Genomic DNA, 14,133 nt, shown 5'->3' on the forward strand with positions numbered 1-14,133 from the left:
GTCGACACGATGTGGGGGTTGGTCTTTCGGACGGAAGGCAAGTGACATGCGCGCTGTCGGTCAGGATGTGCTGGGTGGTCCCGAGGTGTTGCGGGAGTTCGACCTGGAGCGGCCGGCGCCCGGCCCGAGCGAGGTACTGGTCCGGGTGCACGCGGCGGGCGTCAATCCGACCGACTGGATACATCGGGCCACGGGCCTGATCCTGGGCGAACCGCCGTTCGTGCTCGGGTGGGACGTGTCGGGCGTGGTGGAGGCGGTGGGCCTGGGGGTGACGATCCATCGACCGGGGGACGAGGTGTTCGGCATGCTGAGCTACCCGTACGGCAACGGGGCGCACGCCGAGTACGTGGTTTCGGCGGCCCGCCACGTGGTGCGCAAGCCCGCCAACATCGACCACGTGCAGGCCGCCGCGCTGCCCTTGGCCGCGGTCACCGCCTGGCAGGCCCTGGTGGACACCGCGGAACTGCGGGAAGGGCAAAGGGTGTTGATTCACGCCGCGGCGGGCGGGGTCGGTCATCTGGCGGTACAGATCGCCAAGGCGCGCGGCGCGTACGTGATCGGCACCGCGAGCGCGGCCAAGCACGACTTCGTCCGCGGGCTGGGCGCCGACGAGATGATCGACTACACCACGACCGACTTCGCCGACGTCGTGCGGGACGTGGACGTCGTGCTGGACGGCGTCGGCGGCGAGTACGGTCCCCGCTCGCTACGGACGTTGCGCCGGGGCGGCGTGCTCGTCGCCATCGTGAACAACGTCAGGGACCTGGACGTCGAGCGGTACGGGGTCCGGGCCGAGGAGATGCTCGTCGAGGCCGACCACGCGGCCATGCGGCAGGTCGCGGACCTGGTCGAGGCGGGGCGACTGCGCGCCGCGATCGACTCGGTGTTCCCGCTGGCCGACGCGGCCAAGGCGCACGAGCGCGGGGAGACGGGCCGGGTCACGGGCAAGATCGTCCTGACGCTCTGACGCTCTGACGCTCTGACGCTCTGACGCCCGCGCCCCGGTCCGCCCGCCCGCCGGGACCGGCGCGTTCGCCGAAACGCACGCCGGCGCCGCGCGCTCCGACCGTCGTCGGAGGGCACGGCGCCGAAGGCGCGTCCCACTATGCGGTTGTGTCACCGCCGCCGGAGCACGTGTGCGCCGGCGGCGGCGGTTTGCCCGGTTCGATCAGGCCGGGCGGGTGGCGCCGGCGATCGGCATGGTGTTGATCGAGGCGATCTCGACCGACTTGCGCGGGTTCGGGGCGTGCACCATCTTGCCGTCGCCGATGTAGATGCCGACGTGGCTGATGCCGGAGTAGAAGAACACCAGGTCGCCGGGCTGCAGGTTGGCGACCGACACGCGCGTGTCGGCGGCGAACTGGTCGTTGGTCACGCGGGGCAGCGAGATGCCCGCGGACTTGTACGCGGCCTGGACCAGACCCGAGCAGTCGTACGCGTTGGGGCCGGTGGCGCCGTACACGTACGGCTTGCCGATCTGCGCCTTGGCGAAGGCCACGGCCTGGGCGGCCTTGCTGCTCGACGCGGTCGAGGAGCCGCCGGTCGGCGCCTGGTTGCCCTTCGAGCCGCCGGTGGCGGGCTTGGCGGGGGCCTTGGCGGCGGGCTTGACCGACACGTCGGCCGACGGCTTGCTCGCCGGCTTGGGGGTGGTCTTGCCGGGCGTGACGGAGGTCTTGGGCTGGACCTTGATGCTCGGCTTGGCGGGCGCGTCGGCCTTGGGTGCCGCGGGCGCCGAGCCGTCCAGCCGCAGGGTCTGGCCGATCTCGATCAGGTCCGGGCCGGACAGCAGCACGTCGCGGTTGAGTTCGTACAGGCTCTGCCAGCCGCCGTTGACCTGGTTGGTCTGGGCGAGCCGGAACAGCGTGTCGCCGGCCTGGACCACGTAGCGGGCCTTGTCGGCGGCCGTGTCGGTCTCCGGCGCGGCGGGCGCGGCCTGGACCGGGGCCGCGTCGACCGCCGCGGTGGGGGTCGCCGACAGCACGGTGGAGGGGGACTGCTCGGAGGTGGAGGGGGCCTGCGCCGGGGCGGCACCGGCGGTGGCGACCGGGAGCACGACACCCATGCCGGCGATGCCCACCGCCGCGACGAAGCGGCGGACGTTGGTGGGTCGAGCGGCACGATGGCGAGCGTTTGTGGACAGCATGAAATGGGGTCCTCTCCTGTCGCCTACGAGGTGAGCTGTCGGATTCGGACTGGAGCAGCCCGGTCGCGTTACGCGACTTCACCCCTAGCCGTCACCGGAACGATCCCGGCCACGGCGATTCACCTGGTTCCCCCGCTCCCGTCGGATTCTTCGATGTAGACCTCCCGCTGCCGGCGACGGGATTCGGCGTACCGGCGACAGGGTTCACCCGAAAGGTGAATCGGCGAGAAAGGTAGGCAATGCGGATGCCTGATCACAACCGAAACCCCGACTTCGCCCTGCGGGTAAAGGCGGAATAAAAGCGACATCTCTCCCGTGTTCGGCTCCGGGGTACCGGTGATGACGAGGGGATATCTCGGAGAGTGGTGTGATCGTGCGGTAACGGAAAATAGTCGAGACTCGTCGCGGGGCGCGGAAAATGAATTGCGGCTCGAAGTCGGCTATATAATTTATGTCCGTTTTATCCATGCGGCCTACATCACATTTCGGGCAACCGATCGACTGGTCGCGCCGGACATGCCGGCGATGCACCCATCCGTCCCGCCGCCGTCGGGTGACCGCGGCGCGGGCGCCATCCGCAGGGGCGAGGCATCACCGGGGGCGGGTCAGCCGGTGAACACCTCCACCAGCGACCAGATCGCCAGCCCGAGCATGCACAGGCCGCCGATCCGCTGCACCGTTTGCAGCGGGACGCGCTTGGCGATGAACCGCCCGGCGAGCAGGGCCAACGCGGACACCGACATCAGTGCCGCGGCCGAGCCGATCGCGGTGGACCAGGTGCCGTTCGTGGCGGCCAGGTTGGCCGTGGTGATCTGGGTGAGGTCGCCCCACTCGCTGATGAACACGGCCGTGAAGGCGGTCGCGAAGACCGGCCGGAAGCCGGTCACGCTCTTGCCCGCGGTGTCCTCGTCGTCCTCGCCCGCACCGCCGCGCAACAACATGAAGGCGCCGAAGCCGAACAGGGCGGCGGAGACCAGCTTGACGATCCAGCCGGGGAGCAGGCCGAGCAGGCCGCCCGCGCCGACGGCGAGGGCGACGTGCACGACGAACGCGGTCGAGGTGCCGAACCACACGTAGAGCGGACGCATGCGGGTGCCCATGGCAAGCGACGCGAACATCGTCTTGTCCGGGAGCTCGGCGAGGAAGATCAGCCCGAAGGCGGTCAGGATCGCCAGAAGGTCGAGGTGCATTCCGGGTGGCTTTCTGCGAGAGCCGGGCCCCGGGTCTTCACGAAGCGCCGCACGGCAACCGGAGGACCACTCGGCCCGGCACGACGGGGTACATCCACGAGAAGACGAGGATGCGTCGATGCCTGGCCGAAGGTCTCGCCCACCCGTGTCGAGCACGAGCCCGGCCACCGGGAGTCCGAGGACTCCAGCATGTCGACGACCGGTTCACGGGGCTACTCCCCTTCGCGGTGCCGACCCTACCGCACCCGGCGTCGGCGCCGGCCCGGCCGCTCCCGGCGCACCGGGCCGTTTCGACGCCTACGACGACCCGTTCACCGACGAAGACCCGCCCTCGTCCAGGACCCGGGCCAACGACCAGCGCAACTGCCTCTCGTCCAGCGTCGTGTCCAGCGTCAGCACCTGCAGCATGGTCCCGTCCAGCACGGCGAGCGCGGCGGCGGCGGCGCGCGGTCCGACCCGGACGGACAGGAAGTCGCCGACGCCCTCGACCCAGGCCAGGGCGAACCCGCGCAGTTCCGGGCTGCGGGCGGCGGCCAGGTACAACTCGTACTCGACCAGCGCGCGCGAGCGGTCCGCGAGGTATTCCGCGGTGAGCGCGGTGAGCACGCCGGGCAGGTCGTTCGCGTCCCGCGCACGCCGTACCCACTCCTCCAGCAGCCGCACCGTCTCCGCCGACGCGTGCGCGAGCGCGGCGGCGACCAGGTCGTCGAGCGAGGCGAAGTAGTACGTGGTCGCTCCCAACGGGACGCCCGCCCGGGCCGCGACCAGGCGATGCGTGGTGTTGCCCACGCCCACCTCCGCGATCACCTCACACGCGCCGCGCACGATCCGCAGTCGCCGACCCTCAGGGTCCCTGGCCGCGGTCAATGCGCACCACCCAGGTTCAACACCACGACTCCCGCGATCACCAACGCCATCCCGAACGCCTTGAGCAGCGTCACCGGCTCGTTCAGGAACACCGCGCCGACCAGCGCGATGGCCACCGTCCCGAGTCCGGACCAGATCGCGTACGCCGTGCCCACCTGCAACTGCCGCAACGACAACGTCAGCAGGTAGAAGGCACCCGCGTACCCGCCCAGACACGCCAGCGTCGGCCACAGCCGGGTGAACCCGTCGGTGCTCTTCAGCAGACTGGTCGCGATCACCTCACACGAGATCGCCAGCCCCAGGAACAGCCAGGCCACGGGCCTCTCCCTCCGAGTGGTACAGATGTACAAGTACAAATGTACAAGAGTGCTCGCCCGGGGTGATCGGAGCCCTCGTCTCGGCCGCGGGCCGGGACCGAGTCGGACCCGGCCCGACTCGGCCGGGGGCCGGCCCGGAACCGACCCGGCTCGCGGCCGACCCCGGGTCTCCCTCACCGGTGGATAGGCTGCTTCGATGCCCATCGAACGGCCGGATCGCATTCGAGGCGCGACGACCGATCGGCCGGCCGCGTGCGTCGCCGCGTTGCCGCCGTCGATCGGCGCGACCCGACTGGTCGCGGTGGACGGGATCGGCGGTTCCGGCAAGACCACGTTCGCCGACGCGCTCGCCGCGCGACTGGGTGGCGCGCCGGTGGTGCGCCTGGACGACTTCGCCCGGCCGGGGGACTTCTTCGGCTGGCTGCCCAGGCTGCGCGCCCAACTGCTCGAACCGCTGGCCCGACACGAGGCCGCCCGCTGCGACACCTACGACTGGGCCGGCTACCGGATCAGCGGCTACAGCGAGGTTCCGGCCGCGCCGGTGGTGATCCTGGAGGGCGTCGGCGCGGCCCGGCGCGAACTCGGCCCGGTGACCGCGCTGCGCGTGCACGTCGACACGCCGGCCGAGCTCGCCGCAGCGCGCACCCTGGATCGGGACGGCCCCGAACTGGCTTGGTTCTGGCGGCTGTGGCGCGCCGCCGAGACCGAGCACCTGGCCCGGGACCGGCCGTGGACCCGCCCCCACCTACGCGTCGACGGGGCGGACGCACGCGGCGGATCGGGGACCGAACCCGATCGGCGCGCGCTCGCCGGCAGCGGCAGCCGACGGTCGCCCTCGACGGCTCGCCGCGACGACGCGGGGTATGCGGGGTGACCCCGGCCGGTCCCCCGGGATCGGTCACATGCCGGCGGCTCCGTCGAGGCGTTCGCGCAGGAGATCGGCATGGCCGTTGTGGCGGGCGTACTCGGCGATCAGGTTGACCAGGGCCCAGCGCAGCGAGAACGGCTTGCCGGTGGCCTTGCGGATACCGGTGTCGTCCAGGGACGCGGCGGCGGCGACGATCTCCCGTGAGCGCTCGCACTCCGCGTGCCAGCGGGCGAACGCCTCGGCCGGGTCGCCGTCGAGGCGCTCGAAGTCCTGATCCGGGTCGTCGTCGGTGTAGTAGAGCATCGGTACGTCGTCACCGGCGAACTGGATGTGGAACCACCAGCGTTCGACTCCGGCCAGGTGCCGGATCATGCCGTGCAGCGACAAGCCGGACGGCGACACGGCCCGCTCGGACAACTGCTCCGCCGACAGGCCCGCGCACTTGAGCTCGAAGGTGGCCCGGTGCCAGTCGAGGAAGCCGGTCAGGACCTCGCGCTCGTCGCCCAGTTCGGCGGGCGACGTACGGGTGTCCTCGCTCCAGCGTGGGGCGTAGTGCAGGGGCGGGATCGACTCGGCCATGATCCACCTTCCGGTTCGGCAAAGGCACGAGTCTGCCCGACGGCACCGACATCGGGTCGGTGGCACGCGCCGAATGTGCCGGTCGGCGCGACCCGGTCGGGGGACGCTTTCCGGGTACGCCACCACGGACACCCCGGGAGCCTCGGATGACCGACTTCGGACCACCGCCCGCGCGTTACGACGACCTGCGGGCGTTGTTCGTCAACTGCACACTCAAGCGCTCACCCGCGGTCAGCAACACCCAAGGGCTCGTGGACCTGAGCCGGGGCATCATGACCCGGCACGGGGTCGCGGTCGACCAGATCCGCGCGGTCGACCACGAGATCGCCACCGGAGTGTGGCCGGACATGAGCGACCGGGGGTGGCCCGGCGACGAGTGGCCCGCGCTGTACGAGCGGGTGCTGGCGGCGGACATCCTGGTGTTGGCCGGACCGATCTGGCTGGGTGACAACAGTTCGGTGCTCAAGCGGGTGGTGGAGCGGCTGTACGCGTGCTCCGGACTGCTCAACGACGCCGGCCAGTACGCCTATTACGGGCGGGTCGGCGGATGCCTGATCACCGGCAACGAGGACGGCGTCAAGCACTGCGCGATGAACGTGCTGTACAGCCTCCAGCACCTGGGCTACGTCATCCCGCCGCAGGCGGACGCCGGGTGGATCGGCGAGGTGGGCCCGGGGGCCTCCTACCTGGATCCCGGTTCGGGTGGCCCGGAGAACGACTTCACCAACCGCAACACCACGTTCATGACCTGGAACCTGATGCACCTGGCCCGGTTGCTCAAGGACGCGGGCGGGATGCCCGCGTACGGCAACCAGCGCGCGGGCTGGGACGCGGGGTGCCGGTACGACTTCGAGAACCCCGACTACCGCTGAAGCCCCGACCTCCCCGAACTCCCCGAGCCCGAAGGCCCGGAACCCCGGCCGCCGAGACCCGGACCGCGGACACCCGAGCGCGGCCGAGCTCACGGCGCGAGCGCGGGCAGCGCGGCGACCGCCTCGGGGGTCCAGGTGCCGGCGGCGCCCGGACGGCCCGCGAGGTAGCGTGCCGCGCGCCCGCGGGACCAGCCATGCGCCTCGACGAGGCCGGCGGTCAGGTGCCGCAGGTACATGGCGGCCGGCGCGTTCCAGGGCGCGTCGGCGCTGCGCCAGGGAGCGGTCAGGGTGAGGATCGCGTGCCCGTCGGCGGCACCCACCCGGACGACCGTCTCGTAGCGGCCCGGACCCAGGGTGGCCCGCCCGGTGACCGGCAGCGTGCTCAGGTCGAGTTCGGCACCGGGCGGGCGGTACATCTCCTGCGCGGCCAGATCGGCGAACTGATCCCGGGTCACCAGGTAGGCCCGAGCCGGGGTCCGGCCCGGATCCAGTGGGTCGTACAGCGCGAGTCCGCCGGTCCAGGACTTCGACTCGAAGGCGAAGTACAGCCGGCCCGGCAGCACCACCGGCCGGATGGCGCGCGGCGCGGCGGGGTTCCGGCAACCGGGGTAGGTCCGCGCACCGCCGAACGGCCGGCCGCCGCGCAGGTAACACGCGAGGCGGGCGGCGTGCATGTTGGACCCGTACGCGGCATACCAGACCAGGTCGGAACCCACGCATCGCAGCCTAGGCCCTGTCCGGCGGATCCTGGTGGATCGGGCCGCGTCGTGAGCGCAGCGAGGAGCCCGAAGGGCGGATGCCGTGCCTCGGCGTGCCGGAGAAACAGCCGGATAGTGCTTCCATTCGGCTGTTTCTCCGGTGCGCCGAGGCGCGGTGGCAGGCGGCGCGGACCCACCAGGAGCCGCCGGACAGGGGCTGGCGCCGCGACCGGCGACGGCGGTGATCGGCACGGCAGCGGTGTCGCCGCCGGCGGGGGCGTGCCGTGGTGCGCCGAACGAGCGGAGTGGGCGGGCCGAGGGCGTGAACACGGGGATGGTCGGCGCCAATCGGGGCAGTGGTGAGTACGCGCCGAATCCGGCCGGTTGTCGGCCCGACCCGAGGTCGGCCGGGACCGGAATCGAAGTCCCGTGCGCGTCGGGCCGTGGCCGATCGAGCCACCGCCGCGCAGGCACCGCGAAGGAGCCCAGGATGCCCGATCCGCTGCCGCCGCCCACCGTCGACCAAGCCGTCGCGAATGTGCTCGACGCCCACGACGTCCCGCTGGAGGCGACCGTCCGGGTGGCCCCGTATGCCGACATGGCGGTGGGCGACCTGCTCACCCTGTCCTGGCACGGCCCGGACACGGCGGCCTTCACCGTGTGCGTACCGATCACCGGACACGCGTTGGGCCGGCCGGTCCTGTTCAAGGTGCCCGCCGCCGAGATCCTCCCGTACGCGGGCGCCGAGGTGACGCTGAGCTACCGGCTGGAGCGCCCGGGCACGGGCACCGGCGCCGACTCGGCCGCGCTGGTGCTCCGGGTCGAACCGGACGCGGCGTGGGCCGCGAAAGGGTAGCGGCGCGGGCCGGCGGGACGGGGGCAAACGAGTCCAATTGGTCTCGTTCGGTCACCGCACCGCCGCCACCGGGTCCAGGTGTCGCACGTCCCACACCTGCACGTCGGCCACCTGCCGACCCGGGCCGAGCAGCGCGGTCAGGGTCGCGGTGAGTTCGGCCCGATAGCGGTGCTCGGGCAACACCACCACGTCGGCGCGCCACCGGGTCAGGTCCTCGCGGGCCTCGCGGCGCTGGTCCTCGGTGATCTCCGGGACCTGGCCCTCGGCGGCGACCCGGCCCAGCAGCGCCGAGGTCGGGCTGTAGTCCGCCCCGTAGACGCCGACCCGGTCGGGACCCCACGGGCCGACGAAGTAACCCTCCGCGAGCGGGAAGCCCAGGTCGGCCACGCTCTGCCAGTGCAGCGCGGTGGCGTCGCCGACGCTGGGCAGCGGCACCACCACGACGGATCCGTTGTCGACGTACGGTCGCCAGCGCCCGTCGGCGAAGAACTCCGGCACCGGGCGCCGGTTTTGGACGTCCAGCGGAGTGGGCGCGATCGGCAGCAGCGCCATGGCCAGCACCGCCGCCCAGATCAGCCGTACCGGAAGCTCGCGACCCGCGGACCCGGACCCGGTTTCGGACCCGGCTCCCGAGCGGATCGAAGTCGCGGCCAGGATCCGGTCCGTGGCCAGTGCCAGCAGCACGGCGACCGCCGGAACGCAGACCAGCGCGAAGCGCGACTCCAAAATCGACTCGAACAGGGGCAGGTCGTTCAGCAACCGCCACGGGCCGGGCAGGCCGGTGTCGTCGTGGTCGACCGTGATGTCCAGGCCCAGTGACAGCAGCGCCGCGACCAGCGCGGTGATCGCCGCCGCGCGGGCGACGGCCGCGCGGCGCAGCCAGGCCACCAGGAAGAGGGTCAGGATCACCAGCGGCCAACCGAAGAACGCGTTCTCCTCGGTGGTGCCCTCGGACAGCGCCGCCGCACCGGCGCGATCGCCGCCCAACGAGTCGCTCGCGTACGCGGTGAACGCGGCCACGTCGTTGCCCGACTCGTGCTCGAGCGTCGTGTAGTGCTGCGGCCCGAAGAACTGCACCCACAACGGGTACGCGACCAGCGCCAGCGATACCGCCGCGCCGACCAGCAGCCCGATGCCCAGCGGTCGCGCCGCCTCGCGGGCCGCGTCCGGCGACGCGAGCGCGTACACGATCCCGAAGATCACCAGGCCGACGGCCGCGAACAGCAGCGGCTCCTCACCGATGAAGATCTGGAAGGCGATCAGCAGCCCGAGCACCACCCCGTTGCGCACCGGCCGCTCGCCCTGCCACAGCCGGATCAGCCTCTCGACGATCGGCGGGATCACGAAGAGCACGACAAAGTTCGGATGCGCGTTGGCGTGCGAGATGATCGGCGGCGCGAATCCGCACAGCGCGCCGCCCACGGCCGCCGCGGGCCTGCTGCGCACCACTCGGCGGGCCAGCAACCGGTACCACGCGAAGGCGGTGCCGGCCAGGCCGCCGGTGAGCACCAGGGCCCAGGTCGTGCTCGGACCGAACATCAGTGTGACGGGGGTGAGCGGTATGCCCAGGCCGAGCATGGCCGTGTTGGCCATCATGTTCACGCCCAGCGGGTGGTTCTGCAGGTCCGAAACCAGCGGGTCGCGGAAGTTGCGGACCGCGTCGGCGGTGGCGTCGAAGAACCACTCCCACATGTTCTGGTCCTGGCCGCCGTTGGCCAGATAGGCGTGGTCGAGGTCGGCCCACAGGTCCTTGTACAACCACACCGCGAGGCACAGGAACAGGCTGCCGATCCACCAGTCGACGGCACGGGCGCCCCACAGTTCCTGCGCGGCGATCTCGCGTACGCGAAGACGAGGGTCGGTGCGTTGCCGGGCTTCGGCGACGGCCATGGATGTCGGGTCCTTCCGAGGGCTGCTGCCGCCACGAGCGTGGGACGATCCCGGCGAGGCGCCCGCGTCGGATGAACGCGCCCGGCACCCGGTCGGGCGGTGACTAGGTGACGCACCTAGACCGGTGGGGGCGATCCCCGCGTGCGCGTACCGGGACCGGAGCGCCCGGCGGGACGCGTTACGGCGGTTGATCGCCGGCCATGCTACGAGGAGCGAACGGTCGACCGAACGGCGGGGGCCGCCGACCGCAGCCCTGCCGGCCGGCGACGGGGCGACCCGGCCTTGCGAGTCCATGGCGGGCGGGGCGGGATTCGCCGGCCCGATCGGGTCCGGTCGGTGAGGATGGCGCCGTGTCGATCTTTTTGGAGACCCCACGTCTGGAACTGCGCCCGTTCACCAAAGCCGACCTGCCGGACCTGGCCGCACCATGCACCCGCCGGTTCCCACCCACCCGCACCACCCACCCGCCGTCCACCCGCCACGCGCCCTTCCCTCGTGCGCCCGCCCGCGCGCATTGCCCGCTTCGCGCGCCCGCACCGCGCCGTTCGCTTGCCCCGCACGATCCGCCTCCCGTGCCGCGCCCTCCCCTGGCGCGTGCCCAGTCGCACCACGCGCCCGCCGCGCGCCCACCCGCACCACGCGCCCGCCGCGCGCCCACCCGGGTTGCCCGGCCGCCGCGCCCATGTTGGCCGGCCGCCCTGTTACCCGCCTTCGTCTCGCCCGGTTCGCCCGCTGGGCCCGCCTGCCCTGCACGGTCCGCAGGGGTCCGCAGGGGCCCGCAGGGGGTCCGTACCCGCTCTGCCCGTCGGGTCGTGTCGCATGGGAAGCTGCCTCGTGTGAGTGTTCCAAGTGGTGTGCCGCTCTTTGTCGGACGTGAGCTCGAGATGGGGCGACTGGTCGAGGCGCTGGGGGAGGCCGATCGAGGCGAGCCCCGCGTCGTGTTGACCACCGGCGAGGCCGGCGTCGGCAAGACCCGGCTGCTCGAGCAGTTCCTGGTCGAGGCGGCCGGGCGGACCGAGCCGACCTCGGTCGCGGTCGGAGCGTGTCTCGAACTGGGCGCCGAGGGGCTGCCCTTCGCGCCGTTCTCGGCGATCCTGCGCACCCTCTCCGGCGCCCTCGGCGTCGACTTCGAGGCCGCGGTCGGGGACCGGCGTCGTGAACTGGCCTGGATCTCGCCCACCCTCGCCGCTGAACCCGGCCAGGGTCCCGCGCCCGAGCGGGCCCGGCTGTACGAATCCGCGCTGCGTGCGCTGGAGCGGATCGGCGAGGAGCGCACGCTGGTCGTCGCCTTCGAGGACCTGCACTGGGCCGACTCGGCCACCCGGGAGCTGCTCGCGTTCCTGGTTCGCTCGCTGCGCCGGGGCCGGATCCTGCTGGTCGGCACGCTGCGCGCGGACGCGATGGACCGCAGCCACCCGATGCGCCGGCTGGTCGCCGAGATGGAGCGCATCCGCACGGTGAGCCGGCTCGAACTGGGCCGACTCACCATGCCCCAGGTCGAGGAGCACCTCACCGGCCTGCTCGGCGCCCCGCCCTCGCGCGCGCTCACCCAGCAGGTGTTCGAGCGCTCCGAGGGCAACGCGTTCTTCGTCGAGGAACTCGCCGCCGGCGTCCGCGACGGCCGGCTCGCCGGTCTCTCGGACACGCTGCGCGACCTGCTGCTGATCCGCATCGAACAACTGCCCGAGCAGGCCCGCCGGGTGGTGCGCCTGGCCGCCGTGGGCGGCATCGGGGTCGAGCACCGGCTGCTCGCGGAAGTGGCGGGCCTGGATCCGGACACGCTGGAGACGGCGCTGCGCGCGGCGGTCTCCGGCCACGTCCTGGTGCCCGACTCGGACGGCGAGGGCTACTCCTTCCGACACGCGCTGGTCCGCGAGGCGGCTTTGGGAGACCTGCTCCCCGGCGAACGCATGCGGATGTACGCGGCGTTCGCCGAGGCCCTGGACACCCTGGTCGAGCGCGGCGAGCTGCCACCGCATCGCGACCACGTGGACCGCCGGGCCCGCTACTGGACCGCGGCCGGCCGCCCGGCCCTGGCCCTGCCCGCGAGCGTGACGGCGGCGGCGGCCGCCGCCGACCGGTACGCGTTCGGCGAGGCGTGGACGCTGTACGAGAGCGCGATCGCGATGTGGGATCAGGCCCCCGATCCCGAGCGACTGACCGGCACGACCCTGGCACAGGTGCTGGACGGCGCCATCGTCGCGGCCCGCTACGACAACTCGGGGGACCGTGAACTCGCCTTGCTGCGCCAGGCGTTGGATCTGCTCGACGAGGAGCAGGAGCCGGTCCGGGCGGCGGCCCTGTGGACCCAGCGCGCGAAGACGCTGAGCCGCTTGGGCCGCGGCCCCGGCATGATCGAACTGGAGCACGCCGGAAGGCTGTTGAAGGACCTTCCGGAATCGATCGAGTACGCGAACGTGGTGATCCGGAGCGCCCGCGCGCACTTCCTGGAGGGAGAGGCCGAGGAGGCGGTGCGGATGGGCCGGGAAGTCCTGGAGATTGCCCGGCGGCTGGACGACCGGGACCTGCTCGCCACCACCCACCAGACGCTGTCCTGGTTTCTCACCGGAGTCGGCGAGCTCGACGAGGAGCAGGCGCTCGCGCACGGGCGGGAGGCGGTGCGCGTCGCCGAGGCGGCGCAGGGCGCCAAGCCGGACACCCTCGTCTACGTGCTCGGCAACTGGGCCTCGGTGCTGGAAGGCGTCGGTCGGCACGACGAGTCGGTGCAGGCGGCCTGCCGCGCGCTGGATCTGGCCAGGGAGCGAGGCGTGATCCGCAACGCGGGCGCCTTCGTGCTGGGCAACCTCGCGGAGAGCCTGTTCTCGCTCGGTCGTTGGGACGACGCGGCCAAGACGGTGGACGAAATCCGCGAACACAACGCCGACGGCTGCGCCACCGGACACGCCGAACGAATACTGGCCATGGCCCACCTGGTCCGCGGCGACGTCTCCGAGGCCGCCGGCCACCTGACCCACGCGCAGGAGAGCGCACGCGTCAAGTATCAGGAGGCGCAACACCGGATCCCACTGTCCGGCGCCGCGATCGCACTGGCCCGGGTGCTCGGCCGACGGGCCGAACTGGACGAGATCCTGGACGCGGAGCTGCGGGCCGGTTTCGGCGTCGGCAACCAGCGGTTCGCCTTCCCGCTGCTGATCGAGGCGGCCCGCGCGTACGCCGAGGGCGAGTTGACCGACGCGATCCGGGCCGACCTGCGCCGGATCCGGGCGGCGGGCGCGGCGCTGTCGCTGGACTGCGCGCTGGACCGTACCCAGGCGCTGACGCTGAACGCGCACCTGGACCGGGCCGAGCGCACCGACACCGTCGCGCAGTGGCAGGAGGTCGTCGCGGCCTGGGACTCGACCACCCAGCCGTACCCCACCGCCCAGGCGTACGCCGACCTCGGTGCCGCGCTGGTGGCCGCCGGCGATCGGGTCGAGGCCGGCGCGGCGCTGGCCCGGGCGCACGCCGCCGCGGTGGTGCTGGGCACGGTGCCCCTGCGCGAACAGATCGAACTGCTCGCCCGCCGGGCCCGGATCGACCTGCCCGGGCACCCCGGCTTCGCCGCCGGGCGCGCGGCGCACCAGGTCGGCGAACCGACGCCCCGGGAAAGGGAGGTGCTGCGGCTGCTCGTCGAGGGACGCAGCAACCGACAGATCGCCGAGACCCTGTTCATCAGCGTCAAGACCGCCAGCGTGCACGTCTCGAACATCCTGGCCAAGCTCGAGGTGGCCACCCGAGGCGAGGCCGCCGCGCTGGCCCACCGGATGCGCCTGGTCGAGGACTCGCCCCCGGTCGACGACGCTCCCTGAACCGGATCGGTCCGGGTGGGGTGTCCTCGCGCGGCGGACGGGCT

The 14,133-nt window shown here is 72.5% G+C and carries 12 protein-coding genes and 1 riboswitch; of the genes, 5 read left to right on the forward strand and 7 right to left on the reverse strand.

Going from position 1 to position 14,133, the window contains the following annotated elements; translation table 11 throughout:
* The first annotated feature begins 46 nt into the window (after positions 1–46).
* The gene (locus ACIRL2_RS15525; RefSeq protein ID WP_395859171.1) at positions 47–967 is read left to right on the forward strand and encodes an NADP-dependent oxidoreductase; all 921 of its coding nucleotides are present in this window, start codon (positions 47–49) and stop codon (positions 965–967) included.
* A 201-nt stretch (positions 968–1,168) separates the two neighbouring features.
* Here the strand turns inward: ACIRL2_RS15525 and ACIRL2_RS15530 are convergent, their stop codons facing one another.
* The 4 genes from ACIRL2_RS15530 to ACIRL2_RS15545 form a co-directional block, all read right to left on the reverse strand.
* Positions 1,169–2,143, reverse strand: a complete 975-nt coding sequence (locus ACIRL2_RS15530; protein ID WP_402232465.1) for an NlpC/P60 family protein — start codon at positions 2,141–2,143, stop codon at positions 1,169–1,171.
* A 6-nt stretch (positions 2,144–2,149) separates the two neighbouring features.
* Positions 2,150–2,342: riboswitch (cyclic di-AMP (ydaO/yuaA leader) on the reverse strand.
* 406 nt (positions 2,343–2,748) lie between these two features.
* The gene (locus ACIRL2_RS15535; RefSeq protein ID WP_395859173.1) at positions 2,749–3,333 is read right to left on the reverse strand and encodes a TMEM165/GDT1 family protein; all 585 of its coding nucleotides are present in this window, start codon (positions 3,331–3,333) and stop codon (positions 2,749–2,751) included.
* Positions 3,334–3,630: 297 nt separating this feature from the next.
* Positions 3,631–4,200, reverse strand: a complete 570-nt coding sequence (locus ACIRL2_RS15540) for a TetR/AcrR family transcriptional regulator (protein ID WP_395859174.1) — start codon at positions 4,198–4,200, stop codon at positions 3,631–3,633.
* Positions 4,197–4,517 (reverse strand): DMT family transporter, encoded by a 321-nt coding sequence (locus ACIRL2_RS15545; RefSeq protein WP_395859175.1) that lies wholly within the window; start codon positions 4,515–4,517, stop codon positions 4,197–4,199. Before ACIRL2_RS15545 ends, ACIRL2_RS15540 begins: the two co-directional genes overlap by 4 nt.
* 196 nt (positions 4,518–4,713) lie before the next feature.
* Between ACIRL2_RS15545 and ACIRL2_RS15550 the strand changes: the two genes are divergently transcribed.
* Complete coding sequence (locus tag ACIRL2_RS15550) at positions 4,714–5,391, forward strand: uridine kinase (RefSeq protein ID WP_402232468.1); 678 nt, start codon at positions 4,714–4,716, stop codon at positions 5,389–5,391.
* 24 nt (positions 5,392–5,415) lie between these two features.
* On the opposite strand, the gene ACIRL2_RS15555 is transcribed toward ACIRL2_RS15550, so the two are convergent.
* The gene (locus ACIRL2_RS15555; RefSeq protein WP_402232470.1) at positions 5,416–5,964 is read right to left on the reverse strand and encodes a DinB family protein; all 549 of its coding nucleotides are present in this window, start codon (positions 5,962–5,964) and stop codon (positions 5,416–5,418) included.
* 146 nt (positions 5,965–6,110) lie between these two features.
* Between ACIRL2_RS15555 and ACIRL2_RS15560 the strand changes: the two genes are divergently transcribed.
* Positions 6,111–6,836 carry a flavodoxin family protein gene (locus tag ACIRL2_RS15560; protein WP_395859178.1) on the forward strand — a complete coding sequence of 242 codons (726 nt, stop codon included), beginning with the start codon at positions 6,111–6,113 and terminating at the stop codon, positions 6,834–6,836.
* A gap of 89 nt (positions 6,837–6,925) precedes the next feature.
* On the opposite strand, the gene ACIRL2_RS15565 is transcribed toward ACIRL2_RS15560, so the two are convergent.
* A complete protein-coding gene (locus ACIRL2_RS15565) occupies positions 6,926–7,552 on the reverse strand; it encodes a histone deacetylase (RefSeq protein WP_402232472.1) in 627 nt (208 codons plus the stop codon).
* Between the two features lie 472 nt (positions 7,553–8,024).
* Here ACIRL2_RS15565 and ACIRL2_RS15570 point away from each other — a divergent pair, with 472 nt between their 5' ends.
* On the forward strand, positions 8,025–8,390 hold the full coding sequence (locus ACIRL2_RS15570; protein WP_395859180.1) for a hypothetical protein: 366 nt from the start codon (positions 8,025–8,027) through the stop codon (positions 8,388–8,390).
* Between the two features lie 51 nt (positions 8,391–8,441).
* On the opposite strand, the gene ACIRL2_RS15575 is transcribed toward ACIRL2_RS15570, so the two are convergent.
* Complete coding sequence (locus ACIRL2_RS15575; protein ID WP_395859181.1) at positions 8,442–10,280, reverse strand: glycosyl transferase; 1,839 nt, start codon at positions 10,278–10,280, stop codon at positions 8,442–8,444.
* Positions 10,281–10,480: 200 nt separating this feature from the next.
* Here ACIRL2_RS15575 and ACIRL2_RS15580 point away from each other — a divergent pair, with 200 nt between their 5' ends.
* The gene (locus ACIRL2_RS15580; RefSeq protein WP_402232473.1) at positions 10,481–14,089 is read left to right on the forward strand and encodes a helix-turn-helix transcriptional regulator; all 3,609 of its coding nucleotides are present in this window, start codon (positions 10,481–10,483) and stop codon (positions 14,087–14,089) included.
* Positions 14,090–14,133 lie beyond the last annotated feature (44 nt).

Origin of the sequence: Embleya sp. NPDC127516 (genome assembly GCF_044765325.1) — a bacterium.
Taxonomy (GTDB): Bacteria; Actinomycetota; Actinomycetes; order Streptomycetales; family Streptomycetaceae; genus Embleya.